This is a genomic window from Natrinema saccharevitans (assembly GCF_001953745.1).
GTDB classification, from domain to species: Archaea; Halobacteriota; Halobacteria; order Halobacteriales; family Natrialbaceae; genus Natrinema; species Natrinema saccharevitans.
This window is the reverse complement of the sequence record NZ_LWLN01000001.1, coordinates 2,126,983-2,149,543: the sequence shown is the minus strand read 5'-3', so window position 1 is coordinate 2,149,543 and position 22,561 is coordinate 2,126,983. Positions and strand designations below refer to the sequence as shown.

Below are 22,561 nucleotides of genomic sequence, written 5' to 3'. Positions count from 1 at the left end.
GCCCCGTGTGTGCGATGCGTGTCCTACACCAACAGAGTGACCTCGAGGGCTGCTCGACCGATAATAAACGCCAACGCGGCCAGGAACATCCCGTACTTCAGCCGCGACTGGCCGGTCGTCGGGTCCGCGAAACTTTCGTAGGCGGCGAGTAACATGACGGCGTCGGCCGGCGCGACGACGAGCAGGTACGCGACGCCGAAGTTGCCACGGAGGAACGGAACCGGGCTGGCGACGACGGCGACGACCAGCAGGACGGCGGCGACGATCAATGCCTTCCGCTCCCCGATCGCGATCGGAAGCGTGTTCAACCCTTCCTCGCGGTCCCCTTCGATGTCCTCGACGTCCTTGATGATCTCCCGAGTCAGCGTGGCGATCGCCGCCAGCACGAAGAGGATCACTGCCGGCGCGATCTCGCCGACCGCCGCGGCCCCAAAAAGGAACGTGCTGCCGACGAGATACGCGACGAGCGCGTTCCCGAGGCCGGGCAGCCCCTTGAAGAACTCGGTGTACGCGACCAACGCGAGAAGGTTGACGCCCGCGATGCCGATCGCCGCCGGGGGAAGCGTCACCGCAAGCGCGACTGCGCCGGCGAAGAGGAAGACGCTAAAGGCGAGCGCCCCGGGAGCACTCACCGCACCCCGGGGGATCGCCCGCTCCGGCTGATTGATCCGGTCGATCTCCCGATCGAAGTAGTCGTTGATCGCGTTTCCCGCCCCGACCGCCAGCCCCGTGGCCACGACCGCCGCAGCGACCGCGAGCGGCTCCTCGGTCACGCCGCCCGCGACGAAGGCCCCGATGAACGTCAGGGCGCTCGCCGCGATTACGTTCACCGGCCGCGTCAACTCGAGCAACCCGCGACCCGTCTCACCGACAGTCATACGCTCGAGTGGTCATGCGGGCTGGTTAAACGGTCCGGTCCGGGCCCAGAACGGCTCCGCTCGGATACGACTATGCGCGTCGCTTGCATGATCCACGACGGCGAAGAAGGCGTCGTCTCGGTCGGCCGGCGTCTCAGCGCCACTCCTCGAGATCACAGAGTACGTCGGCCTCGACCTCGAGCCATTTACTCACCCGATCGTCACCGCTCGCGTCGGCCGGTACGGCAGTCCAGTTCCCCACGTCGTCCGAGAGCAACTCGAGGGGCGTCGCGCCGGATTCGACCTCGTCTGGGACGGGGGCTTCGGTCTCGCTCATGACACACGTAGCCGTTGCAGCTACAAAACAAAGACCCCCGCAGCTGATTGTCACCGACTGAAAATTCTCGAGCGGCGAGCGTGGCGGTGTCTATCGAAACTAGTTCGAATCGAGTGACTTATATGGACACGTCGGAAATGAACTCGTGCGGGCGCTTAGCTCAGCCTGGACAGAGTACTTGGCTTCGGACCAAGCTGCCGCGGGTTCAAATCCTGCAGCGCCCATCATTCTGCGTGACGGGCAACATTTGGCAGACGGCGGTACGGCGCTTATAAAGGAACCCCTCTTCGGCCGTTTTGATTTCATCACGTTTCGGAACGGGGGTCGCCGGTGTCATGCGATTCGCTTGCATTTGAATGACAGCGCGGGCACATACGCTCTTCCGTCGGAGATTGTTGATACAACTCTCCAAAGAAGGGTTGGAACAGAAACCGGCCGTTTGATCGCCTATCGACCAGATACTATCCTCGCTCAATTCCCCGCAGAAGCGCAAGACGGCTCTCCATCAACAATGTGCTACGCAAGAGCGAACTAGGATTTCGGGGGTCGTGTGTACGAGCATGCGAATCAGAACCGACGGCGACTACGCGTACCGACGGGACGCGATTGAGCGGGCAGTTGACTTCTACGACTGCAACAAGACGAAAGCGGTCGTCAGCGCCTGCGACGACGTACCGACGTTCGTCCAGGCCGCCCGCGAGGTCCTCGAGCGCGAGGACCTCACGCTCGAGCAGCGGCGGGAGATCGCCGAGACGCTGTCGACGCGAGCGATGACGTTCGATATCGAAGACGAGATCGTCGTCACTACAGAGTGAATCAGTCCCTCGAGAAACGCTGGCGGGAGCCAGCGTTTGAGCCCCCTTTCGATGGTGGGAATCAATCGGTGGGTTCTGAGATCGCTGTCAATGTGGCCATTGGCGTCGGAACGATCTCATCGGCGAGGTGCCGCTTGTCTCGGAGTCGGCGGATTCTGTCGGGAACGACTGAATCGTGCCTCGCCGTCCGTGACTTCAAGTTAGACGACAATAGCCCTGTTGGCCATCCGAATTAGAAACAAGCAAACGGTGCCGGTTAGACACTCTCTCCGAAAAGATCGAGTCGATCGAAATCTTCGCTTGTTCAGTCCCGCGGTGATCACCGCCCCCGTGCCACCGGAGTAGCGGGAGATCACTCGAACGGACCATCTTGTCCCGGAGGATCGTGCAACCCGAGCGGCCGTGGGGCCGGTAGACGGCGAAACAGTACCAGCCGTCGTGACGCAGGAGTTTCTCGTGGTACTCGCGGTAGACCTTCCGGTTGCCGGGCTGGCCGTCCGCGTGTTCGTGCATCGTCGATTTGATCTCGACGGGAGTCCCGTTGCCGAACCGGGCGTCGTGCCAGCTCGCCCGCTCGAGGTCGAACCGGCGCTTCTCAGCCATTCGCTTCTCGACGGCCGTCCCGAAGTGGTTCGCGCGCTTCGAGCGGTTCACGGTCCCTCCGGTCGTCTCGCCAGCGACGATCCGCCCGAGCGGGGCCGTAGGTGAAGAACCCGGCGAGTAGGAGCGACAGGACCGCAACCGACCACGCGCCTTGTCCGAGCGCGAACACCGCGACGGCGATCGCGACGCCGATCAACCCGAGGGTCTGTCTCGAGAACACGCCCCGCTCGAGGTCGCGCCGTCGTACTGGACGACCATCGACGAGGTATCGCCGTCCATAGGACGGTCAAGACTCAGCAGAGCGACGTTTGCTTGCTGGAAGCGGTCGCTCGTTACGTTAGAGTCCCCGGAGAGATCGGGCCATCCCCTCGACGGACCGAAGCTCGTCAGTGGTCAGTTCGCCGGAATCGTGCTTAGCGTACACGTCAGAGGCGAACCCAGAGGGATAGTTCTCCTGCATGGTAGCCGCCTGCTCCTGAAGCGCAACCCATTGGGTATGCCAGCGCTCCTCGTCAAATACCATCTGACTGTGCAGACTCGGCGGGGCATCGTTGTAGGCCCGGTTAATCCACGTTTGAGAGGACAGAGAAGCCCCGCTAAAAGAGGTCCGACCGCTTTTGCCACGGTCGACGTTATAGACGTTCTCGGTGTTCTCACCGATCACGATGTCTCCCTCGTCGTTCAACTGGTCGATTTTCGGGTTGTATCCGAACCAGAAGTTGTCTCCACCAGTGGACGAGGAAATGGCGAATTCGATGTTCGCAGACTCGTACTCGTAGGCACTGCCGTTAATCAGCGTTGCCTCGACAGTCCCAGTCCCACCAGCAGGACGGGGCGTCTGCCCGATTCCGCCCCCGCTGCTAACCTCGTGCATCACGCGGCCGACGTACGTGTTCGAAATCTCCGAATCGTTCTCGGAGACGTTGCCGATGTACGAGAGCTGTGCCTGTTGGCGGGACCAGTCCTCGAGCATCTTGGCTTGCCGAGTCGAATAGTAGTCCTGAATCGCCTCTTGAGCAGCAGTGTCGGCCACCGTTGCCGATTTGTTGTTTTCGTAGGCTTCGGCGATTGCGTGCTTGGCCTCGAGGGAAGCGATGGACTCGGAGTCCTCGAGATAGTTGTTAATGTCCGTCTCGAGGCTCACCCAGTCCTCCCAGATTCCCTGGCCTTGGACGTGGAGATCGACTTTCGTCTCTTTGGCCGTTTGCTCAGTATCGACGTATTCGGTCGACGCCTGTTTCGTACAGGAGAAAACCCACCAGTCGACGGCGTCGTACATGCAGCCCTCGCTTTCGCTCTGGGCCGCTGCCGGTTCCGCTGCCCCGATCGGTGCGACTATCGAGCCGACCAGGAGGAACGCGAGCAGCACCGTGAACGCGCGGTGGGCTACTCGACATGGATAGCCTCTCGCCGAATCCCGGCGGCCTCGAGCGTACTCAGAATCCGATCCGTCTCCGAGCCGTCCGCGAAGCCCTCGAGAACGATCCGAGGGTCGTCGCTGCCAGTTTCGTTCATTTGAGGGACCTCACTTGTAGGCGATCAGGTAGAATGCTGCGCCGTTCAGGAACACCGTGAACCAGCCGACGTACCACATCGACTCGAGGGTCACGGCGACAGCGGGCACGAGCGCGCCGAGAACGTTCAGGATCACGGCCAGCAGCATCACGACCGTCTCAACGTCCGTGTAGTCCTCTGGCGTGTTTTCGTTCGTGAGCCAGCCGATGAGCAAGACCCCCATCGAGATAATGAACGCGTAGGTGACCTCGGTGCCGTGGGCGCTGTAGAGCGCGTCGGTCAGCGCGAAGTTCAGCGGCTCGCTGAACTCGAGGGAGCCGACCGCGCCGATCGCGAACGAGGCCAGCACGAAAATCGGCGCGAGAACGCTGTCTGTCAGGTCGATCCCGTCCTCCCGACGCACGGTGTCGGGGACGTACTTCTGTGGTAGGCTAAGAGCCATACGCTCGGTCGGCAACCCGCCTCTCCGAAAAACCTCGGAATAAAGGGATACTCCCCTTGGGGTACCCACTTGGAACCCAGAGAGTCACGAAGTTTTATGAGAAGGCGGGTTGCCCGCCGGATATGGCGCTGAACAAACTGCGACAGATCGACCGCGATTCGGTCGGCATCACGATGCCGAAAGACGACATGCGCATCGAAGGCCTTCTCGACGAGGACGGCGAGATCGACGGCGACTATCACATGCACATCCGTCACGTCGACGACGGCCAGTGGTCCCTCGAGTTGGTCGAGGAGATCGAGGCGAAATGAGCGACCGATGAACTCAGCTGTGTTCATCGATCCAGCGGCACCACTCGTAGAAGTCGGCAGCGCCGCACTGGTCAGCGATGTTCCGAAGGGTTCCGATTCGGATTTCGTCGTGTTGTGGAACGTCGACGAGACGGACCTCTCCGGTATCTTCGTTTTCGTACCGGAGTCGAACGTGGCTACCACGGCGCGAAACCGGCGTATAGCCGAACGAGGTCAGCACTTTGACGACCTCGCGGCCGGAGAATGTCGTTCGAACCATCCGTTACCGCATGAACTCCGGCCGGTCGTCTTCGTCGACGGCTGCGAGATCGCCCTCGGTGAGGTCGAATTCTTCCTCGAGGAAGGCATCGGGATCGTCGATGGGTTCGCCGCCGTCCTCGTGCAGTTCGAGAACTTCGGCCAGCTGGGCGAGCGCCTCGGCGCGGGTGTCGCCGCCGCGGGCGAGTCCCGTCTCGAGATCCTTGGCGGTGACGCTCCCGTCACTCTCGTAGTAGAACTCGATACCCTCGGAACGGCCGTTGCGCGTTCCACTCGCCATGTACGTGGGAATAGTGGGAATACGACCATAAGCGTTCGTACTGAGACACCCGAAGCGGTGTCCTCGAGTCCGACCCCACGGGTCGCGCTCAGATGTATACGGAGACCTCGATGTATGCACCCTACCGTGGGCTGTGGGCCGCGCGGGTGCATAGAATCAGACCCGATCCGGCCGGCCCCCGCCGTGATCACGCCGGCGGCCCGATCTCCATTCATAAAGGACCGACCGGTCGCTCACCCGCGAGCGACGCGAACCGACCCCCCGTGCATACCTTCGCTTAAACCATGACCAAACGCACCAGCCTGAAACTCACCGACCAACGTCAGCTGAAACTCGAGCGCGCGAGCGAGATCGTCGCTGAAGACGACCTCGACGACCCGCCGATGTCCGTCGTCATCGACGCCGCGCTCACGCACCTAATCGAGTCTGAACAGAACATCGACGATGCTCGAGGCGAGTACGATCCCGAGACGATTCAGGCGATCGCAAATACCTGTGGTTGGACTTCGATACCGGACAACCATCGAAAATTGATGGCGATGAAAGATTCGGAAGACAAATTTATAGTTGATCCATCGTCCCATTTGAGTGGGGGGCTCTGGTTAATCGCTGGACTGCGTCGGCTTCGACCGTTAGAACTAGTGGAATGAAGCGGGAAACCGCCGATGGTCTATGTCGAAAATTTCCCGCTTCACGAGCAAAGTCGTTCAGTTAGCTAAAAATGCTGTCGCCGAGTATGCGGTGGTGTCGCTGCATTGTCTGCGGGTTTACTCAACCTATTTATAAAAAGAACGGATGTGAGTTATCCGTTGACTTCGTAGTCAGTAATGACGTTTTCGCTACCGTCAACTGTGCCAATAACCTGAATCGTGTCTCCGGATGAACATCCGTTTATTGTATAGGAGTTACCAGCACTGGGGCTGCTCCACTCTTTCGAGTCACTGCACCCACTAACGTTGATTTTGTCAGCTCGCTCAACTGAGTTTATCGTTACCGTTACGTCAGTATTACTACCTGACGAATCCTCGTCGAACGAGATACCAGCTTGCGCGTTCGCACTTTGTCCTTGACCGAGGTCCAGCACAAAGGCTGCGATTACAGCCGCGAGAATGACGGTAATCGCAACCATGAGGATGGCCCCGATCACGGGGGAAACGCCACGTTCGTCGTCATGAATCCAGTTACCGATGTTTTCTAATTTCATTTGCGTATACCTCGTTATGTGTGGTCCGAGTAATCGGTGACAACGTTAGTGCTGCCGTCAACTTCGCCGATCACTTGGATGGGTTCACCGTTACAATCTTCACCGCTGGAATACGACACCGTGGCACTGTCACCAGCACCTTGGAAACCACTCCCGTCAGTGCCCCCTTGGACCTTGCCAGAACACTCGACCTGAAGATCATCAGCACGGGAGACGGAATTAATAGTGATAGTCACGCTCTCGTTACTTGAGTTTTCGTCGAACGAGATGCCTGCCTGTGCGTTCGCGTTCTGGCCCTGACCGAGATCCAGCACGAATGCTGCGATCACAGCCGCGAGGATCACAGTAATTGCAACCATCAGGATAACCCCGATAACGGGCGAGACAGCCCGTTCGTCGTCTGTACCAATTAGCTTGTTCCGAATCGATTTTCCGTCCATATTTACTCACGCACCGGCGCGTAAACGGTAGGAAAGCTTATTTGCAGTCTCGGTGAACCGAGACATGCGGTTAGGGGGGGGGATTGGACCAACCCTTCGTCCCCGCTTTCCTACTGTCGTCCGATGCTCATAGTGACGACTTGACCAATCCCATATAATGGTATGGGTCCGTGACCATCTGTTTAAAGCGAAAGGCTTTCAGAACTGAGAATCAGGCGACCGCAGATATCTTACAGCAGTTTCTTGAAGCGGTGCAGTCGGGTGATTCCTCGCTCGTCAGTACGAACCAGTACCGATTTGATCGTGCGGCCGTAGAAATTGTCCACGCCAGACGCGCACGTGACCGAACCCGAGTTCGCGCGTACCTACGATGGTGGGGCCTACGACGATGCGTGGGCTGCCGTCAAACAGTACCGGCGGGTGATCGCCTACCATCGCGACAACCCCGACGCCGGAATCGCCGAACTCATGCGTATCTCGGGAGCGCCTCGCAACTCGGTCGTCTCGTGGATCGACGACGGTGCGACGCCACTGGTTACCCAGGGCTTGTACAAAGCACATGACTACAAACTACTCGAGGTCGACTACGACGAAATTACGCCGCTGAATATCCTCGTCGCTGCCGCCCTCTCGGCTGGACGATCGACGCCCGAAACTACCAGCCCACGTTTACAGTTGGATCGCTCGAGAACTCGCTGGTCGTCAACAGCCTCGAGCTGATCGGCGTCGGATCGCAGGAACTCGAGAACGGAACCGGAGATGCCCCGGCCGTCGGGCCAGCGGAGGATGCTGCGATCATCGGCCGCACCCTCCATGTCCTTGGGGTTCCGCTGGGGAGCAAGACCAACGCCGACGATCTCTCGCTTCCGTCGTATCTCGAGGACGCCCCCGACGCGGTCCGGAAACGATTCGTCGACATCTATCTCCAGAACCGTGGCCAGCCCCACGTCGATAACGCCGGACTGGCGATCAAAGAGGATCGGCCCCGGACTTATCAGGAGCAACTGGCGTCTCTCATCGAATCGGTCGCTGGTGAGTCCGTGACGGTCGCGGACAGCGGGATCATGGTGTCGGCCGATGCAGCACGCGCGCTCGGATTCGAACAGCCCGAAACAGTCTAACCGATTGAACCAGCCTCACTATCGATCTGCTCTCCAACGATCTCCGATACCGAGTCCTAAACGAATTCGGTTGCTGTTCATCATCTAACCGACTCGTCAGTAATTAATAGATAGTCCGGGAACTACCAGTCATGATTACGGACGCTCGAGCCCTCCGTCCGTCGTACGTCCCGAGCGACCTCCACCACCGGGACGGGAAGATCGAGTAGTTAGCCGGTGCGCTCCGCCGATCACCGACGGCGATACCGGAGAAAATGCGCTGATTTTCGGTCCGAGCGGGACGGGAAAGACGACGCTCGCCCGGTTCGTCGTTCGCGAACTCGAGCGGGAGAGGCTCAATCTCCGCTGGGGCTACCACAACTGCATTTCCGGTTCGTCGAAAGCAGAGGTCCTCTACGGTATCATGCGGGATGCAGGCCTCGGTGCGAACCTCAAGAAGATGGGCTCGCCGACGAGCGCGTTCATCGATCGGCTCCGCGAGAGCGATCGGCGCGTCGTCGCGATCGTCGACGAAGTCGACGTACTCGAGGACGACACGACGCTGCAGGCGCTCATCGACATTCCGAACGTGACGATCGTCGCGATCACTATCGACGAAGACGATCTCTTCGCCCACCTCGATTCCCGCGTTCGGAGCCGACTCCGCAGCGCCCAACCGATCACGTTGGACCGATTCACGCACGGACAGCTGGTGGATATCCTCCAGGCCCGCATTCGGGCCGGGCTGCGGCCGGGAACGATTTCGACCGACGCGATCGGCTATCTGGCCGATGTCGCCGCCGGCGACGCCCGCGAGGCGATCGGAATCCTCCGAAGCGCCGCGCGAGCCGTCTCCAGGGACTGCGATCGATCGCGGATCACGATCGATATCGTCGACGAGGTTCGGACGGCCGCCCTCGAGGAGATCCACCTCGAGCGCGTCGAGGATCTCGGGACGCACAAGCGACTGCTCTACGATACCATCGAGGCGTCGGGAACGGTCCCCGGCTCGGAGCTACACGAGACCTACGAACAGCGGGCACAGAACCCGAAGGCGAAAAGTACTCGCCGACGGTATCTCTCGAACCTCGAGGAGAAGTACGGGTTGATCGAATCGAACGGAAGTGGGAGAGGGAAAACCTACGCCGCCCCCGATTTTTGAGATTTCCGCTCATTCCGTTCGTTTTCCGCTCACCGAGGTAGGTGCCTTCTACCGACCGATATCTGGCCCGAGAGCCGATTTCGGCCGGTTTCCGTTCACCTCCGCTCTGGACTTATTCACGGCTGTGGCTTTCACTCGCCCACGTCCGTTCAATCAGGCCGCTCGAGGCCCGACGAACCACGGTTGCGTAGCGAACTCGAGGACAGTCGATCTGAATCCTCGATTTGCCTCCGTTCGTCAGACCGAACGAAAGGAATCCGAAGGGAGCCTGAGTGGCTGTGGGCCCGCAGCGCCCATCTTTTCGAACGAGCGATCGCGGGAGGGGTATGTTACCCGAGCAGATTCTGGAGCGTCAGGACGACGAAGATCGCGATCACCGCCTCGGAGATGATCCACGAGTTATCGTTCATCCAATCGCGGACTTCCGGGAGTGCGGTCTCGGCTCGTTTCCCGAGCAGGAACACCCCCAGCGACGGAAGCGCCAAGATGAAGAGCGTGAGCAAGACGAATCCCGCCGCGTCGGTGACTGGTGCATCGTCAGCCGCGAGGTAGGTTCCGACGCTAACTGAGGTGACGATGTTGGTCGGGAAAAACCCCAATAGGAGGAAACCGAGTCGAAACGAGAACTGTGGTGCCGCGCTGGTTAACTCCCCCATCCACTCCGGTGGTTCAGAAACCGTTCGTTTTCGGTAGGTATCTATCGCTGCGTAGAGGAGGAAAACGAGGACGACGACGTAGAGGAGTTGTCGTGTACTCGCACCCAACAGGCCGTCGCCACCACTACTGAGGCGATTCCCCAGGAGGTACGCGACGATGACGACGAGGCCGATAGAGAGGGCCGCACCGAAAACGTAGGCCGTCGAGTTCGCCCGCCACCGTTTGCTCGTGGAGAGGAAGATCGACGAGATTATCTGTGGACCTGCGATCATCACGACGGCCAGAGGGAGAACTTCTACGAGGCTCATTGTTCGTATACCAGTGGTTCGATCCGGCGACCTGACCGAGACCTCCGTTTCGGTACACGATATACGGCATTATTATGCTTGGAGGCCGCGTGCGGAGGTCGGTCAGAGCAATTAATCGCGTGTCGAGTACAGAGACGTCACTCTCCGTTCGATGGTCGCATTGCCTGCTGCTGGTCGCCTACGCCGCACGCGGTCGGTCGGGGACGATCTGGCAGGCATCGCTCGCCGTCGCCTCGATCCGCGCCGGCATCGTCTTCCTGACGAATCCGGTCGTGACTGCTGGGCCTGACGCTACTCGTGATCGCGTTCCCGTTCGTCGACGCTACGGTCTCTCGGTTATTTGGCGGTCAAAAGCGTGAGACCACTCTATGGCCCCCGATGAGCGTCCTTCAAATGGAGAGTCTTCTCTATTTCTGCGATTACAGACGAAGGTACGATACTGGGCTCCAGCAATCGCCGTGAGTCTGACGACGTTCATCGTGGTCGTCAACGCCTCCCTGATGAACGTGGCGATCCCCACGATGGTGGACGAATTCGATACGACGATCACGGTGATTCAGGGGGCGGTTTCGCTCTACTCGCTGGTGATCGCTGCGCTGATTCTCCCAGCCGGTACGCTGCCCTCCCGGTATAGCACGAGGCGTGTAATGGCTGTCGCACTGATCGCCTATGCCGGTGGAACGCTGGTGGCGGCGATTAGCTGGAACACGACGATCCTCTATCTCGGCTGGTCACTCGTTCAGGGTGCCGCGGCCGCCGTGTTATTCCCCCTGACGTTCACCGTCTTGACAGTCAGTTACGAAGACGACGACCGGGCGAAGGCGTTCGGACTGTTGGCTGGCGTACACGGGGCCGGATCGACGCTCGGGCCGATTATCGGTGGCGCACTAACCACGTACGCGAGTTGGCGGTGGGGGTTTTCGCTCCAGATCGTCGGTGCGGGGGGTATTCTCCTCTTCGTTCGGTACGTGACGCCAAACCCGCTGTCGGAAACGCGCAGTTCGCTGGATGTCGGCGGGACAGCACTGTCCATCGTGGGTGCGACCTCGCTCGTCACGGGATTCCTTCTCAGCGGAAAGTACGGGTGGTTAGTCGAACGGCGGCCGTTTATGCTCGGCGGGACACAGTTCAATCCGTTCGGGACGTCGCCGGCGATCTGGTTTCTCGGGGTCGGACTGCTCGCGTTCGCCACGTTCGTTCAGTACGAACGCCGAATGGAACGCGCCGGGAAGTCGCCGCTCATTCCGCTGCATGTCCTGACGAATCGCCCGTTTTTAGCCGGCGTCATAACGTACAATATTCGCTCGATAGTCTCGGCCGGCTTTATGTTTATCTTCCCGGTCTATCTCCAGGCGGTACTCGGATACACCGCCTTCGAAACCGGACTCGCGTTGTTACCGTATTCTATCGCGTCGATCCTGTTTGCGACGTTTACGACCGACTGGCGGAAGTACGTCTCGCCGAAGACGCTCGTCCAGATCGGCATCGTGTGTATGGGCGCTGGACTGTTGGTACTGTACGAGCAGACGGGTCCCGGCCAGACGATCAACAGGATGCTTATCCCAGTGGCGCTTTACGGAGCCGGTGTCGGACTCATAGTGGCACAGATCAGTAACATGACGATGTCGGCTGTCCCGGCCACGAACTCCCCCGAGGCATCCGGCGTCCTGAACGTAAGCAGTTCGATCGGATTCGCCATGGGGACTGCGGTCATCGGCTCGTTCTTTCTCGGACAGTTCTACGGTGGTGTCGTCGATAGAGTTCTCCGGGCGGAACACGTGACCGTTTCAACGGCACAACGAAATGAGCTGGTGATCGCGCTCGAGGATACGGCGGAGACGGCGACCGAAGCCACGCAGCAAGGGTTCCTGAACCGACTCACTCTGACGGAACGGCAGTTACTCGAGGGTATCTTCGAGGCTGCGATGTTCGACGCCCAGCGGGCGACGCTGCTCCTCCTCGTACTGGTCGTGTTACTCTTGCTCGTCGCATCGACGTTCTTGCCGCGGCAGATCCCGGAAGCTGACGAACGAACCGATCACGCCGAATCGCCCCAGGGTTCGACACGAGACACGTCCGAAACGGCCGCGGAAGACTAAAATTCACCGTGTGGTTACGGGAACTCCCGTTGTTGGTGGTTTCGTTCGACCGGCTCGGCCTCGGGGAACTGATAGCTTCCGTCGAGAATCTCCTCGCGGGGCCCGTAGAGCCGAACCAGGTAGAACCACTCCGCTGGGGTGTAGAGGTAGTTCGGTCGATCGGGGTCACCACCGAAATGGATCGTGATACTGCCGTCGTCGTCTGGCTCTGCAGTCACGTCGTTGAACGAGTACGCGTCGTACTCGTTCTCCTCGAGAAACCCGTCGCTGTTGTAGACGGTCACTGACCAGAATCCGTCGACGGGGACGTCCCGGACGGTGAACGTGTGTGGCGTGTCACCGTCGTTCTGGTCTGGGACCCGTTGCAGATAGATCGTTTCTGGCTCTGGAACGCCACCCGGTGTCACAGTGGCGAGATAGTACTTGATGGGATCGATCTCGTCGACGTCGCCGTAAGCACCGCCGAAGTCGTCCATCGTTTTCATGACGGTGACGAGCGCGTCGAAGAGTTCGTGATGTGTCTGGCGGTCCCAATCGGGAATATCGAACGTGCCGACCGAGTTTTGGCTCACTGTGAGTTCGTCCTGTAATCGATGGACGGTCGCTACGTCGTCCGGATCGGTCGGGTCGACGAACGTGCGGACGATGACCCACACGTACCGCGTCCCGACCCCGTCCTGGGTCAACGTGTACTCGCCGGAATCCTGGTACGCCGCTTTCACGTACGCGTCCTCGTCCATGACGACCATCGACTGGTGACGATCACCGGTGTCCGGTTTGGTAACGGTGACCGGCTCGGTCAGATCGAAGACACCGATCGAGTAGATCGTGTCGCGATTGGGCAAGGCTGCGATCCGCACGTCGGGCCCGACTACCGTTTGGAAATGGTAAAATTCGCCGAACCCGCCCTGTTCGACGATGTTCTCCATCATGAGATGGATCTGTGACCGGGGAAAATTCTCCCAGGTCACTGGGACTGACTCGCCGTCTGCTGCCGTCTCGTTTTCAGCCCCCTGGGTGTTCGCCTCCGAGGCATGTTGGCCGGCAGTGGCGCTGCCACCGCCCAGCGCGAGCAGTCCGGCGAGGCCCGCCCCGCGAAGTGCGGTTCGGCGCGTTGCCCGCGGTAGTTCGGCGGTCGATTCCGGCGTCGTGTCTGGTGATTCGTTGCTCATGGTCCGTGCCTCCCTGAGTGGCCCACACAGCGGTCGGGACCGACTCGGACAACCGCACACCAGCGCCCCATATAATACAGCGGCTACATTTGAGAACAATCTCGTGACGGAGAGACGTTATTAGGCTGGCAACTATCTCCGGGGCCCTCGATAGATTATCTGCACCTGCAGCGAATCCTCACGGATCTCGTTGTTCGCCTTTCAGTTCGTACCGTACGCGCGCCCTGTATTCCGAGATCCCCCGACACCATCACAGAGTCATCAACTAGGCCGGTTTCAACCTCCGACGGTTGGCTGGATTTTGGAGCGGTGAGAGTCGAACCCGAAACCCGTCGAGTTACGATTCCCCAGCTTGCGACTCTGGATAGGCGTAGGCCATCTCCATCGGCAGTTCGTCGGTCGGGTCACCACCATCGTCTTCCGGCCGTTCGTTCGGTAGCGTGTGGAGCCGTCCGGTTATCGGACTGGCAGTAAGCGCTAATACGAGCGCGTCGATGACGTCGTCGGTACCGACCGTGGCATCGAGACCGGTCGAAGCATCACGGACGGCATCGACAACCGTCCCATCGATCGTCTCGAGTATCCCGATCCGTTCCCAAAAAGCGGCAGCCGGTTGCCCCGTCTTCGAGTACTTCGTGGCTGATTCGCCGTTTAGCGCCCAAAAGCAGACTTCGGGATGTGCTTCGCGAATCGTTCCAGCGGCGTCCGGCTCCGTTTTACGGAGGAAGGTATCGAGTTCGGCGATCTTGTCGGCGATACCCCACGACTGAACGCCGAGACTTCCAGCGGTGCGCTTCTCCTGTGTCTCCTTTGCGTCCTCGTAGCTCCCCTCGTGAACGGCGGCCCGTACCGGAACGGAAAATACGCTGGAGTGGCGTTTCGGGCTGAGCTTCGTTCGGGCGGCGTCGTCACACGGGCGCTTCGCGCTCGAGTTCTCCCGAAGACCGATTGGGACGTCGATCAGGATCAGTTCGGCCGTCTCGCGGTGAGCCGCCCAGAGGTCGTCGATATCGCTGTACAGCGACGAACCTTCGTAGCCATCCGCCCCGTACTGAACAGCGATCCAACCGGCTGGGCAGCCGTCGACGCCGAGATACATACTGCCCGCTTCGACTCTCCGACTATAGTAGCTCTTGAAACGATTCGCACACCGATCGTAACGTTGACCTACGATCGGGTACGCATTGTCTTTCAAGAGCGACTATATTCAACGTTCAAATTCCGAGACGAAGACGGTCGATCCGCCCTTCGCGAAGATCCGGACCGCTCGCGGGAGTACCAACGGCAGAGAACGGTTTTTTCTCGATCTGAATACGCTAAACTCCCTTTAGGTGAGCCGCCTCCGAGACGGGTAGTACGGAAACCGTCGATGGACGAAGCGACTCAGGACGAGGTAACGGAAGCGATTCGACAGCTCGAGAAAGAAGACGACTCCGACGAGATCATTATCGTCGACCGATAGGCGTCGTCTCGGAGCGTGTGGGTCGAACGGCACGTGGTGACGCCAACGGCGGTGTCGGCGTCCGCTGTCGGCAGTCACCCGTCGGACGACGCGAGCCAACCCTCGAGGCGAGCGACGAGGGCGTCGGCGATGGCGTCGCCGAGCCGGTCGGGCGTCTCGGAGAGGTCCCAGACGTAGTCGCCGCGCCGGGTGACGGTCACCCAGTCGACGAACTCGTGGCGGTCCAGTTCGAGCAGGGGCGTCTCGAGGGCGGCGGCGTCGAGGCGACAGCCCACGGCGTCGTCGATCGAGTCGGAGAGCTGTGTGGTCGTCGCGACGACGCGGTTCTCGCGGGAATCGTCGGTCGCAGGGGTGGGGGTCGGCGGCGAGGGCGGTCGATCGGTCATCGTCGACCGCTGGGTGTGAGTCGGGACGTAATAGGTTTGGTGGGAGTCGCGGAGGCGGGACGGTATCGCCGAGCGACCGATCGCCGCCCGCTCACTCGGCGACGAGCTTGTAGCCGCCGCCGTCGGTGTCGCCCTCCTCGTCGTCCTCCGGGTCCGGGTTCGGTGCCCGTTCGGCGTAATAGACGGCTCCGTCGATGACCCGCGGCGTACTCGTGACCACGCCGTCGTTGTCGACCTCCCAGACGAGGTCGCCGCTTCGTTTCTCGAGCGCGTAGAGGCCGCCGTCCTTCGAGGCGACGAGGACGCGATCGTCGTAGACCGTCGGACAGCCGGTGATCGGACGATCGGTCGGGAACGACCAGTGTCGGTCGCCCGACTGCGCGTCGAGCGCGTAGAGGTTCCCGTCGTGGCTGCCGACGAAGACGGTGTCGAGCGTCGGGTCGATCGCGGGGCCGGACATCACCAGACTGCCCGTCTCGAACGACCAGTCCTCGGTGCCGTCCTCGAGGTTCACCCGATACACGTGGTGATCCCACGAGCCGAAATACGCGCCGCCGTCGTAGGTCGCGATCGGGCCCTTGATCTCGCCGTCGTTGTCGTTGCTCTCGGTCTCGAACGACCACTCGAACTCGGGATCGGGGTACGACCAGCCGTAGAGGAGTCCGTCGTTCGATCCGCAGACGAGGCGGCCGGTCTCGAGGTCGACGGCGGGCGTCGAGTGGGGATGGTCGGTCGGCCGGCCCTCGGGGTCTTCCCAGACGACCTCGCCGTCGTCGGCGTTCACGACGAAGGTACTCCCCTCCGGATCGGGATATTCGACCGCCATGACGATTCTGCCGTCGTGATAGAGCGGGCTCGAGCCGATGGAGCCGCCGAGTTTCGTCCGCCAGTCGATGTCGCCGGTGTCGGCGTCGACTGCGTAGAGAACGCCGTCGTACGCGCCGATATACACCCGTCCGTCGGCGACCGCCGGCGTCCCGTGGATTCCCCGGGCATCGGGGCCGGTGTCGGTACCGGTTCGCCAGCGCTCCTCGCCGTCGGCGTCGAGCGCCACGAGATAGCCGCTGTCGCCGGGGAAGACGACGCCGCCGTCGGGGAGAGGGACGGCGCTCGCCTTGGCCGCGGTGTGGGCGCCCGTGTTGAGTCGGTCGAGCCGCCAGTCCCGTTCGACGGCGTCGGGAACCGACGCGTCCGGGTAGTAGCCCCATCGTTCGAGCGAGCGTCTGAACTGGGCGACGCCGTCCGGGACGGTCGCCTCGAGATCGGTCTCGGTCTCGGGGATCAGGTCGTCCCCGCTGTCGCCGAGACAGCCCGCGAGGGCGATCGTCGCCGCCGTCGCGCCCCCGACCGTCCGTAGCACTCGTCGCCGTCCGTACGTTCGATGGTCGCGGGCGCGCTGCGAGTCGTCGGTCATCGTCCCGACGCTTGCGCTCGAGCGATACAGGTTTTGTGTTAGCCAACGTACCGATCGATCTATCGGGCGCTGTCGATCGTCCGTCGCGTCCCGCCCGGAGACGGCGCCGTCGGTGCGTCGGACCCGCTTACTCGTCGGGGAGTTCGTCGACGATGACGACGGCCTCGCCGTCGATGACGGGGTCGTCGTCCTCGCCGACGACCGTCGTGTGCAGGCGGTAGCGGTCGCCCCCGAGGTCCTCGACGATCTCGCACTCGGCGGTGACCGTCTCGCCGATCTCGACCGGGCCGGTGAACTCGAGGTCCTGCGAGAGATAGACGGTCAGTCCGGGGAGGCGGGCCAGTGCGGCGCTGATCGTTCCGGCGACGAGGGTCCCGTGGGCGATCCGGCCGCCGAACTGGGTGTCGTCGGCGAACTCGGACTCGAGGTGGAGGCGGTTGGTATCGCCGGAGACCTGCGCGAAGGCGGTGACGTCGGTGTCGGCGATCGGCTTGCTAAAGCGGACGTAGTCGCCGACGCCGAGCGAGTCGTGGTCGTCGGTCGAGCGCTCCACGATCCAGGTCTCGTCGCCGAACGCGACCTCGGCGGCGGGGGTTTCGACCGTCGTGTCCGCGGCCGACCGCGTCGCGTCCGAACCGGTCACGGGGCGAACGCCCATCGCGGCCAGTAACGCGTTGTTCGCCTCGCGGTAGCTGTTGAGAACGTGTCTCGAGACGCTGGACCAGTGGTCGTCCGGCGGGGCGGAGCGGCCGTCGTCGACGTCCGAAGGATGGCTACTCATTGGTTTGAATTGCAAGGGGGCGAATCGGTCGGTCGATTGCGAACGTACCTAGGACGGAGATCCCCTTCGGGGTATCGCCAAAGCACGTTGGGAGACCGGTGCCGACGGTCGGGGCCGTCGACGTGGCGTCCCGACCGATCGGACCTACGCGGCGGGAAGGAAGTCGGCGGCCGCGCTGTTGAACGCGCGCGGACGGTCCTGATTGACGAGATGGCCCGAGTCGGACAGCACCAGGCGGTCGCCGTCGGCGACCGCCGAGACGATCTGCTTTCCCTGTCGCTTGACGAGCGGGGCCTCCCGGTCGCCGTGGACCACGAGCGTCGGTATCTCGAGGCCGGTCAGTGCCGGCGGTTCGTACCGGTAGAGCGCATCGAAGATCTTGCGGAACTCGCGGGCGGGGATCTCGCCGACGTCGTCGATCGCCGCGGCCCTGGTTTCGGGGTCGACCGACAGCCACCGCTCGCCGGTCGTCGCCCGGATCGAGTACAGCATCGACCGGAAGGTCCCCGCCGAGCCGGAGACCGACAGCGTCGCCGACAGGGCCGGCAGTGGCGACCAGAGGGACTTCATCCCACCGGGGACCTCGACCGGCGGCATCGAGCGGACCGCGCCGCCGAGGATCGCCGCCCTCGCGCCGTCTGGATGGCGGTCCACATACTCTTGGGCGACCATCGACCCGAGCGAGAGCCCACAGAGGATCGGCCGCTCGATCTCGAGGGCGGCGAACAAGGCCTCGAGGTCGTCGGTGAAGAGTTCGATCGAGTACGCGTCGGCGTCGGTCGCGCCGGTCCGGCCGTGGCCCCGAACGTCGAGCGTGACGACGCGGTAGTCCTCGGCGAAGCGCTCGACCTGAGGGCCCCAGGCGTCGCCGGTCATCCAGCCGCCGTGGATGAACACCAGCGGGTCGCCGTCGGTCACACCGGTCGTCTCGTACCAGATCGTCCCGTCCGCGAGGTCGAGTTCCGCCATGTCTCCTATTGGGGCTCGGCAGCTATTAGAACGCCGGGTTGCGTTGGCACGGGCTGTGAACGGCGTCTAAAAGCGCGGAACGGCGAGGGAAGTCGGTCCGCCTCGTGGGGCGCGTTCAGTCGGCGTCGTCGCGGGCGAGCCAGCGGTCCCGGAACGATTCGAAGTCGGCGTCGTCCTCGGTGATGCGGTCCCACGCCGCGAGCCCGCGTTCCTCACGGGAACCCGGAATCGTGTTGTCCAGCACGAGCGCGGCGAGGCCGCCGACGGCCATGCCCGTCGAGCCGATGATGTAGACGGTGTCGACGACCGCCTGTGCGGCGGCTTCGATCGGCGTCGCGACGCCCGCCTCCGCGAGGACGGCCTCGAGGCCGACGCCCTCGCGGAACGCGATCGTACTCTCGAAGTTGCCCATGTAGGCCGGGATCGCCAGCCCGACGAAGAGCGCGAAGCCGATGACGAAGGTGTTGCGCGAGGAGTCGAGATCGACGTGGCGAAGGTTCGAGATCCCGACGGCGACGATCTGGCCGAACATGGCGATGAAGAGGCCGCCGACGATCGGGTCCGGAATCGTCGCGATCAGCTGGCCGAAGTAGCCGACGAAGCCGACGACCAGCATCACCGCGGCCCCGAGCTGGACGACGTATCTCGAGGCGACGCCGGTCAGCCCGATCGCGCCGATGTTCTCGGAGTAGGAGGTCGAGCCGCCGGTGCCCATGATGCCGGAGAAGACGTTCATCAGCCCCTCCATGCCGATGCCGTGGTTGATTCGGCGCTCGCTGGGCGCGCCCGAGCCGGTGATGTTGGCCACCGCGTAGTAGTCGCCGATGCTCTCGACGATCGAGGCCAACACCCCGGCGAACATCCCGACGACGAACGCGGTCGTCACCTGCGGCGTGCCCCACTGGAAGGGGTAGATCGGCATGATCGGCTGCGTGTTTGCGACTGCTCCGAGATCGACGAAGCCCGGATGACCGCTGCCGATCACGCCGAGTACCGACAGCGCTGCGGCGGCGACCCAGGCGATGACCAGCGCCAGAATGACCGGATAGAGTCGGAACGCCCTGTGTTTGACGTCGAGATACTGCGAGAACAGGAGGATCAATCCGAGCGTGAGCGCGAGCAGCGGCCAGCTCTGGTTCTCCGCCGTGATCTGCGGGGCGCTAAACAGCGACAGCCCGATCAGCGCGATCGTCGGCGCGACGACGACCGGTGAGAGGAACCGGCGGAGCTTCCCGACCAGACCGAAGTAGCCCATCGCGACCTCGACGATTGAGGCGACGATGATCGCACCCTGTAACTGCACCAGTGCGGCCTCCCAGCTCGGCTGGCCCGAGACGCCGCCGGCGGTGACGACGCCGATGATCGCCAGCGCCGGTGCCAGCATCGAGAACGGCGCGCCCTGCACGATCGGATACCGGTTCCCGAACGTCGTCTGGGCCAGCGTCGCGATCCCCGAGACGACGAAGAAGGTCCCGATGAACCGTGCGGTAACACCGGGATAGTCGGTCATTCCCATCGCATCCGCCAGTATCAACGGCACGGCGATGTTCGCGCCGACCATCGTCAGGTAGTGCTGGATCCCCAGCACGACCGACTCGCCCAGCGGCGGCTGTTCGTCGATTCCGTATTCGATGTCGTCGCCGACGGCCTCGTCGGCGACTGCCTCGTCCCCCGTCATCGATTCTCGTCGGATAACACGCGAGGGGGGTCAAAGGGGTGTTGATCTTGGATTCAGCACGCGCTCGCCGTCCCGTCGCGGGTCGGCGTCTCCGCCGTCGCCCGTCACACTCGAGCCCGCCCTATCGCCGCGTCTCGTCGGCCGCCCGCTCCGCGGCGGCCCGGACCGTCTCGACCGACAGCGACTCGAGGGCGACCAGCTCCCCCTCGGTCTCGCCGGCGACCAGTTCCGAGAGGCCGGCCCGGGAGTCGTCCCCCGCGTCGACGACGACGACTCGCGTGTCGCCGTCGGCGAGGGCGCGAGCCGCTCGCCGCGTCGCCTCGGTCGGACTCCCGTCGGCGACGTTCGCCCGGCCGTCCGTGACGAGGACGAGCACCGAGGCGTCGGTCTCGGCGCGCTCGAGGACCTTTCGCGAGGTCTCGAGGCCGGCCGGCAGCGGCGTCCGGTCGCCGGAGGGCAGGTCCTTGAGGTGGCGGGCGGCCAGCGAGACGCTGTCTGTCGGCGGGAGCAAGACGTCGGCGTCCTCGCCGGCGAAGGCGACGAACGCGACCCGATCGCGGTGTTCGTAGCTGTCCCGCAGCAGCTCGAGGACGACGCCTTTCGCGGTCCGCATGGCGGGTCGCATCGAGGCGCTGGCGTCGACGGCGAAGACGATCGTCACCGAGGTGTCGCCGGTCCGGACCGACTGCCGGAGGTCGGCCTCGCCGACGCGGGACTCCCCGCGGGCGGCGGCCGACCGGACCGACGCCGCGGCGTCGATCGACCCGTCGCCCGAGGCGGGTTCGGTACGCACGCGAGCGCCCCGATTGTCCGTACTCGGCGACGTACTCGCACGCGAGCCGGTCACGGTCGCCGTTTCGCCGTCGACGGTCGGCGACTCGAGATCGGGCGCGGCCGCCTCGCCGATTCCGGCCCGCTGCTGGCCGGGCACCAGCGACTGGGCGGTCTCCTCGTCCCCGTCGTCGGACTCCGACTCCGATTCCCCGTCGCTCGAGCCGTCCTCGGACCCGCCGTCGCCGGCTTCGGCGGGCGACTGTTCCGTCGAGTCGGGTCGGTCGCCGTCGTCGAAACCCGGCCCGTCGCTCGAGTCCTCACCGTCCGCGCCGTCGTCACCCTCGTGCCCGTTTCCCTCGCCGCGATCACCGCGGTCGTCACCGTCGTCCGGTTCGGACTCGACGTCACCGTCCTCGTTGTCCGGTTCCGCCGCGCCGTCGCCGTCGTCCGCGTCGCCCTCCTCCCCGTCGGCCTCGTCCGGCGACTCCTCGTCGAACCGGTCCTCGAGCAGGTCATCGAGGTCGGGTTCGTCCTCGAAGGGCGTACTCCGGAGCCGGTGGGGCAGCGCGTAGGTCGCGGCCTCGTGGACGTCGGCCTCGATGACTGTCTCGCGGCCCTCGAGCGCCGCGATGGTCATCGCGGTTCGGGCGGTCGCCACGTCGCCGCGGTGGCCGTCGACGCCGGCCTCGAGACAGAGGTCGGCGATTTCGGCCTTGAAGTCGGTCGGGAGGGCGACGCTCGAGAGCCGCTCTCGGGCCGCGGCCAGCTCGTCTCGCAGGGCGTCGACCGCGTCGGCGTACTCGGTCCGGGGGTCGGACGCGCCGTCGTCGGCCCCGAGCGCGCGGTCGATGATCTCGACGCGGTCGTCGATCGCCCGGCAGCCCTCGACGCTGGCCTGCAGGGCGAAGCGGTCCCGCAGTTGGGGACGCAGGTCGCCCTCCTCGGGGTTCATCGTGCCGATCAGGGTAAACTCGGCGGGGTGGGAGACGCTGATCCCGTCGCGCTCGACGGTGTTGACGCCGCTTGCGGCGGCATCGAGGATGACATCCACGAGGTGGTCGTCGAGCAGGTTGACCTCGTCGACGTAGAGGATGCCCCGATGGGCGCGGGCCAGTAGGCCGGGATCGAAGTCCGCCTCTCCCGCGAGGGCGTCCTCGACCGAGAGGGTGCCGACGACCCGATCTCGAGTCGCGCCCAGCGGCAGCGTCACGAGCGGAACGGGTCGGATTTCGACCGGTAGATCGGCGGCGTCGCGGTCGCGACAGTCGGCACACTGCAGGTCGGGGTCGTCGGGCGAACAGCCGTACGGGCAGTCGGCGACGGCCCGCTGTTCGGGCAGCAGATCGACGAGCGCCCGAACGGCGGTCGACTTCGCGGTCCCTTTCTCGCCGACGATCAGCGCCCCGTCGAGGCCGTCGTTGGCCGCGACGGTGAGCAACACGCGCTTTAGCTCGTCCTGTCCGACGATCGCCGGAAAGGGGAGTGACGACAGCTTTTTGCCCCCGGCGTTTGCAACCATACTTGAGCTAATACAATA

Annotated in this window: 23 protein-coding genes, 1 tRNA gene and 3 pseudogenes; 7 read left to right on the top strand and 20 right to left on the bottom strand. The window is 63.1% G+C overall.

From position 1 onward, the window contains the following. Nucleotides 1–23 precede the first annotated feature (23 nt). Entirely contained in the window at nucleotides 24–878 is an 855-nt protein-coding gene (locus A6E15_RS10905; RefSeq protein WP_076146167.1) for a geranylgeranylglycerol-phosphate geranylgeranyltransferase, read from the bottom strand. 133 nt (nucleotides 879–1,011) lie between these two features. Next, a complete protein-coding gene (locus A6E15_RS10900) occupies nucleotides 1,012–1,194 on the bottom strand; it encodes a DUF7511 domain-containing protein (protein WP_076146166.1) in 183 nt (60 codons plus the stop codon). A 149-nt stretch (nucleotides 1,195–1,343) separates the two neighbouring features. Between A6E15_RS10900 and A6E15_RS10895 the strand changes: the two genes are divergently transcribed. Then, nucleotides 1,344–1,418 (top strand) — tRNA-Arg (locus A6E15_RS10895). 336 nt (nucleotides 1,419–1,754) lie between these two features. After that, nucleotides 1,755–2,009, top strand: coding sequence for a DUF7692 domain-containing protein (locus A6E15_RS10890; protein ID WP_076146165.1), 255 nt, complete (start codon nucleotides 1,755–1,757; stop codon nucleotides 2,007–2,009). 273 nt (nucleotides 2,010–2,282) lie between these two features. Here A6E15_RS10890 and A6E15_RS10885 read toward each other — a convergent pair. The 4 genes and pseudogenes from A6E15_RS10885 to A6E15_RS10870 form a co-directional block, all read right to left on the bottom strand. Beyond that, nucleotides 2,283–2,663: pseudogene (locus A6E15_RS10885) on the bottom strand (hypothetical protein); the annotation flags it as partial. 286 nt (nucleotides 2,664–2,949) lie between these two features. Then, nucleotides 2,950–3,891 carry a hypothetical protein gene (locus A6E15_RS10875; protein WP_139326589.1) on the bottom strand — a complete coding sequence of 314 codons (942 nt, stop codon included), beginning with the start codon at nucleotides 3,889–3,891 and terminating at the stop codon, nucleotides 2,950–2,952. A gap of 107 nt (nucleotides 3,892–3,998) precedes the next feature. Further along, on the bottom strand, nucleotides 3,999–4,127 hold the full coding sequence (locus A6E15_RS21690) for a hypothetical protein (RefSeq protein ID WP_277612921.1): 129 nt from the start codon (nucleotides 4,125–4,127) through the stop codon (nucleotides 3,999–4,001). 10 nt (nucleotides 4,128–4,137) lie between these two features. Beyond that, entirely contained in the window at nucleotides 4,138–4,569 is a 432-nt protein-coding gene (locus A6E15_RS10870) for a hypothetical protein (protein ID WP_076146162.1), read from the bottom strand. Nucleotides 4,570–4,691: 122 nt separating this feature from the next. Between A6E15_RS10870 and A6E15_RS10865 the strand changes: the two genes are divergently transcribed. Then, the gene (locus tag A6E15_RS10865) at nucleotides 4,692–4,880 is read left to right on the top strand and encodes a hypothetical protein (protein WP_076146161.1); all 189 of its coding nucleotides are present in this window, start codon (nucleotides 4,692–4,694) and stop codon (nucleotides 4,878–4,880) included. A 13-nt stretch (nucleotides 4,881–4,893) separates the two neighbouring features. Here A6E15_RS10865 and A6E15_RS10860 read toward each other — a convergent pair whose 3' ends face one another. Both A6E15_RS10860 and A6E15_RS10855 read right to left on the bottom strand, forming a co-directional pair. Beyond that, on the bottom strand, nucleotides 4,894–5,139 hold the full coding sequence (locus A6E15_RS10860; protein WP_006651072.1) for a type II toxin-antitoxin system HicA family toxin: 246 nt from the start codon (nucleotides 5,137–5,139) through the stop codon (nucleotides 4,894–4,896). 3 nt (nucleotides 5,140–5,142) lie between these two features. After that, nucleotides 5,143–5,418, bottom strand: coding sequence for a type II toxin-antitoxin system HicB family antitoxin (locus A6E15_RS10855; protein WP_076146159.1), 276 nt, complete (start codon nucleotides 5,416–5,418; stop codon nucleotides 5,143–5,145). 284 nt (nucleotides 5,419–5,702) lie between these two features. On the opposite strand from A6E15_RS10855, the pseudogene A6E15_RS10850 reads away from it, so the two are divergent. Beyond that, nucleotides 5,703–5,952, top strand: a pseudogene (locus A6E15_RS10850) (DUF7386 family protein). A 138-nt stretch (nucleotides 5,953–6,090) separates the two neighbouring features. Continuing rightward, a pseudogene (locus A6E15_RS20370) lies at nucleotides 6,091–6,189 on the top strand (IS5/IS1182 family transposase); the annotation flags it as partial. A 31-nt stretch (nucleotides 6,190–6,220) separates the two neighbouring features. Here the strand turns inward: A6E15_RS20370 and A6E15_RS10845 are convergent. From A6E15_RS10845 to A6E15_RS20365, 3 genes are all read right to left on the bottom strand, one after another. After that, nucleotides 6,221–6,622, bottom strand: coding sequence for a type IV pilin (locus tag A6E15_RS10845; protein WP_076146158.1), 402 nt, complete (start codon nucleotides 6,620–6,622; stop codon nucleotides 6,221–6,223). 14 nt (nucleotides 6,623–6,636) lie between these two features. Next, a complete protein-coding gene (locus A6E15_RS10840) occupies nucleotides 6,637–7,062 on the bottom strand; it encodes a type IV pilin (protein ID WP_076146157.1) in 426 nt (141 codons plus the stop codon). Between the two features lie 584 nt (nucleotides 7,063–7,646). After that, nucleotides 7,647–8,009, bottom strand: a complete 363-nt coding sequence (locus A6E15_RS20365) for a hypothetical protein (RefSeq protein ID WP_139326588.1) — start codon at nucleotides 8,007–8,009, stop codon at nucleotides 7,647–7,649. Nucleotides 8,010–8,289: 280 nt separating this feature from the next. Here A6E15_RS20365 and A6E15_RS10830 point away from each other — a divergent pair, with 280 nt between their 5' ends. Beyond that, a complete protein-coding gene (locus tag A6E15_RS10830) occupies nucleotides 8,290–9,324 on the top strand; it encodes a Cdc6/Cdc18 family protein (protein WP_338141488.1) in 1,035 nt (344 codons plus the stop codon). 329 nt (nucleotides 9,325–9,653) lie between these two features. On the opposite strand, the gene A6E15_RS10825 is transcribed toward A6E15_RS10830, so the two are convergent. Beyond that, on the bottom strand, nucleotides 9,654–10,289 hold the full coding sequence (locus A6E15_RS10825) for a GAP family protein (protein WP_076146155.1): 636 nt from the start codon (nucleotides 10,287–10,289) through the stop codon (nucleotides 9,654–9,656). 458 nt (nucleotides 10,290–10,747) lie between these two features. Here A6E15_RS10825 and A6E15_RS10815 point away from each other — a divergent pair, with 458 nt between their 5' ends. Next, nucleotides 10,748–12,388: an MFS transporter gene (locus tag A6E15_RS10815; RefSeq protein WP_076146154.1), complete on the top strand. Its 1,641-nt coding sequence runs from the start codon at nucleotides 10,748–10,750 to the stop codon at nucleotides 12,386–12,388. A 14-nt stretch (nucleotides 12,389–12,402) separates the two neighbouring features. Here A6E15_RS10815 and A6E15_RS10810 read toward each other — a convergent pair whose 3' ends face one another. The 8 genes from A6E15_RS10810 to A6E15_RS10775 all read right to left on the bottom strand — a co-directional run bounded on the left by A6E15_RS10810 (nucleotide 12,403) and on the right by A6E15_RS10775 (nucleotide 22,543). After that, nucleotides 12,403–13,560: a DUF1214 domain-containing protein gene (locus A6E15_RS10810; protein WP_245800559.1), complete on the bottom strand. Its 1,158-nt coding sequence runs from the start codon at nucleotides 13,558–13,560 to the stop codon at nucleotides 12,403–12,405. A gap of 337 nt (nucleotides 13,561–13,897) precedes the next feature. Next, complete coding sequence (locus A6E15_RS10805; protein WP_076146153.1) at nucleotides 13,898–14,659, bottom strand: DUF429 domain-containing protein; 762 nt, start codon at nucleotides 14,657–14,659, stop codon at nucleotides 13,898–13,900. A 437-nt stretch (nucleotides 14,660–15,096) separates the two neighbouring features. Next, nucleotides 15,097–15,408 (bottom strand): hypothetical protein, encoded by a 312-nt coding sequence (locus A6E15_RS10800; protein WP_076146152.1) that lies wholly within the window; start codon nucleotides 15,406–15,408, stop codon nucleotides 15,097–15,099. A 91-nt stretch (nucleotides 15,409–15,499) separates the two neighbouring features. Next, on the bottom strand, nucleotides 15,500–16,822 hold the full coding sequence (locus A6E15_RS10795; protein WP_076146150.1) for an outer membrane protein assembly factor BamB family protein: 1,323 nt from the start codon (nucleotides 16,820–16,822) through the stop codon (nucleotides 15,500–15,502). Between the two features lie 127 nt (nucleotides 16,823–16,949). Beyond that, nucleotides 16,950–17,603, bottom strand: coding sequence for a MaoC family dehydratase (locus A6E15_RS10790; protein WP_076146149.1), 654 nt, complete (start codon nucleotides 17,601–17,603; stop codon nucleotides 16,950–16,952). Nucleotides 17,604–17,747: 144 nt separating this feature from the next. Further along, on the bottom strand, nucleotides 17,748–18,572 hold the full coding sequence (locus tag A6E15_RS10785) for an alpha/beta fold hydrolase (RefSeq protein WP_076146148.1): 825 nt from the start codon (nucleotides 18,570–18,572) through the stop codon (nucleotides 17,748–17,750). Between the two features lie 115 nt (nucleotides 18,573–18,687). Next, nucleotides 18,688–20,250 carry a uracil-xanthine permease family protein gene (locus A6E15_RS10780; RefSeq protein WP_076146147.1) on the bottom strand — a complete coding sequence of 521 codons (1,563 nt, stop codon included), beginning with the start codon at nucleotides 20,248–20,250 and terminating at the stop codon, nucleotides 18,688–18,690. A 121-nt stretch (nucleotides 20,251–20,371) separates the two neighbouring features. After that, complete coding sequence (locus A6E15_RS10775) at nucleotides 20,372–22,543, bottom strand: VWA domain-containing protein (protein WP_076146145.1); 2,172 nt, start codon at nucleotides 22,541–22,543, stop codon at nucleotides 20,372–20,374. Nucleotides 22,544–22,561: the final 18 nt, after the last annotated feature.

What these genes read in the sequence shown, in the direction of transcription:
- A6E15_RS10905 (WP_076146167.1), bottom strand. Translation starts at nt 878, where the DNA reads ATGACTGTCGGTGAGACGGGTCGCGGGTTGCTCGAGTTGACGCGGCCG.
- A6E15_RS10900 (WP_076146166.1), bottom strand. Translation starts at nt 1,194, where the DNA reads ATGAGCGAGACCGAAGCCCCCGTCCCAGACGAGGTCGAATCCGGCGCG.
- A6E15_RS10890 (WP_076146165.1), top strand. Translation starts at nt 1,755, where the DNA reads ATGCGAATCAGAACCGACGGCGACTACGCGTACCGACGGGACGCGATT.
- A6E15_RS10875 (WP_139326589.1), bottom strand. Translation starts at nt 3,891, where the DNA reads ATGTACGACGCCGTCGACTGGTGGGTTTTCTCCTGTACGAAACAGGCG.
- A6E15_RS21690 (WP_277612921.1), bottom strand. Translation starts at nt 4,127, where the DNA reads ATGAACGAAACTGGCAGCGACGACCCTCGGATCGTTCTCGAGGGCTTC.
- A6E15_RS10870 (WP_076146162.1), bottom strand. Translation starts at nt 4,569, where the DNA reads ATGGCTCTTAGCCTACCACAGAAGTACGTCCCCGACACCGTGCGTCGG.
- A6E15_RS10865 (WP_076146161.1), top strand. Translation starts at nt 4,692, where the DNA reads ATGGCGCTGAACAAACTGCGACAGATCGACCGCGATTCGGTCGGCATC.
- A6E15_RS10860 (WP_006651072.1), bottom strand. Translation starts at nt 5,139, where the DNA reads ATGGTTCGAACGACATTCTCCGGCCGCGAGGTCGTCAAAGTGCTGACC.
- A6E15_RS10855 (WP_076146159.1), bottom strand. Translation starts at nt 5,418, where the DNA reads ATGGCGAGTGGAACGCGCAACGGCCGTTCCGAGGGTATCGAGTTCTAC.
- A6E15_RS10845 (WP_076146158.1), bottom strand. Translation starts at nt 6,622, where the DNA reads ATGAAATTAGAAAACATCGGTAACTGGATTCATGACGACGAACGTGGC.
- A6E15_RS10840 (WP_076146157.1), bottom strand. Translation starts at nt 7,062, where the DNA reads ATGGACGGAAAATCGATTCGGAACAAGCTAATTGGTACAGACGACGAA.
- A6E15_RS10825 (WP_076146155.1), bottom strand. Translation starts at nt 10,289, where the DNA reads ATGAGCCTCGTAGAAGTTCTCCCTCTGGCCGTCGTGATGATCGCAGGT.
- A6E15_RS10810 (WP_245800559.1), bottom strand. Translation starts at nt 13,560, where the DNA reads ATGAGCAACGAATCACCAGACACGACGCCGGAATCGACCGCCGAACTA.
- A6E15_RS10805 (WP_076146153.1), bottom strand. Translation starts at nt 14,659, where the DNA reads ATGTATCTCGGCGTCGACGGCTGCCCAGCCGGTTGGATCGCTGTTCAG.
- A6E15_RS10800 (WP_076146152.1), bottom strand. Translation starts at nt 15,408, where the DNA reads ATGACCGATCGACCGCCCTCGCCGCCGACCCCCACCCCTGCGACCGAC.
- A6E15_RS10795 (WP_076146150.1), bottom strand. Translation starts at nt 16,822, where the DNA reads ATGACCGACGACTCGCAGCGCGCCCGCGACCATCGAACGTACGGACGG.
- A6E15_RS10790 (WP_076146149.1), bottom strand. Translation starts at nt 17,603, where the DNA reads ATGAGTAGCCATCCTTCGGACGTCGACGACGGCCGCTCCGCCCCGCCG.
- A6E15_RS10785 (WP_076146148.1), bottom strand. Translation starts at nt 18,572, where the DNA reads ATGGCGGAACTCGACCTCGCGGACGGGACGATCTGGTACGAGACGACC.
- A6E15_RS10780 (WP_076146147.1), bottom strand. Translation starts at nt 20,250, where the DNA reads ATGACGGGGGACGAGGCAGTCGCCGACGAGGCCGTCGGCGACGACATC.
- A6E15_RS10775 (WP_076146145.1), bottom strand. Translation starts at nt 22,543, where the DNA reads ATGGTTGCAAACGCCGGGGGCAAAAAGCTGTCGTCACTCCCCTTTCCG.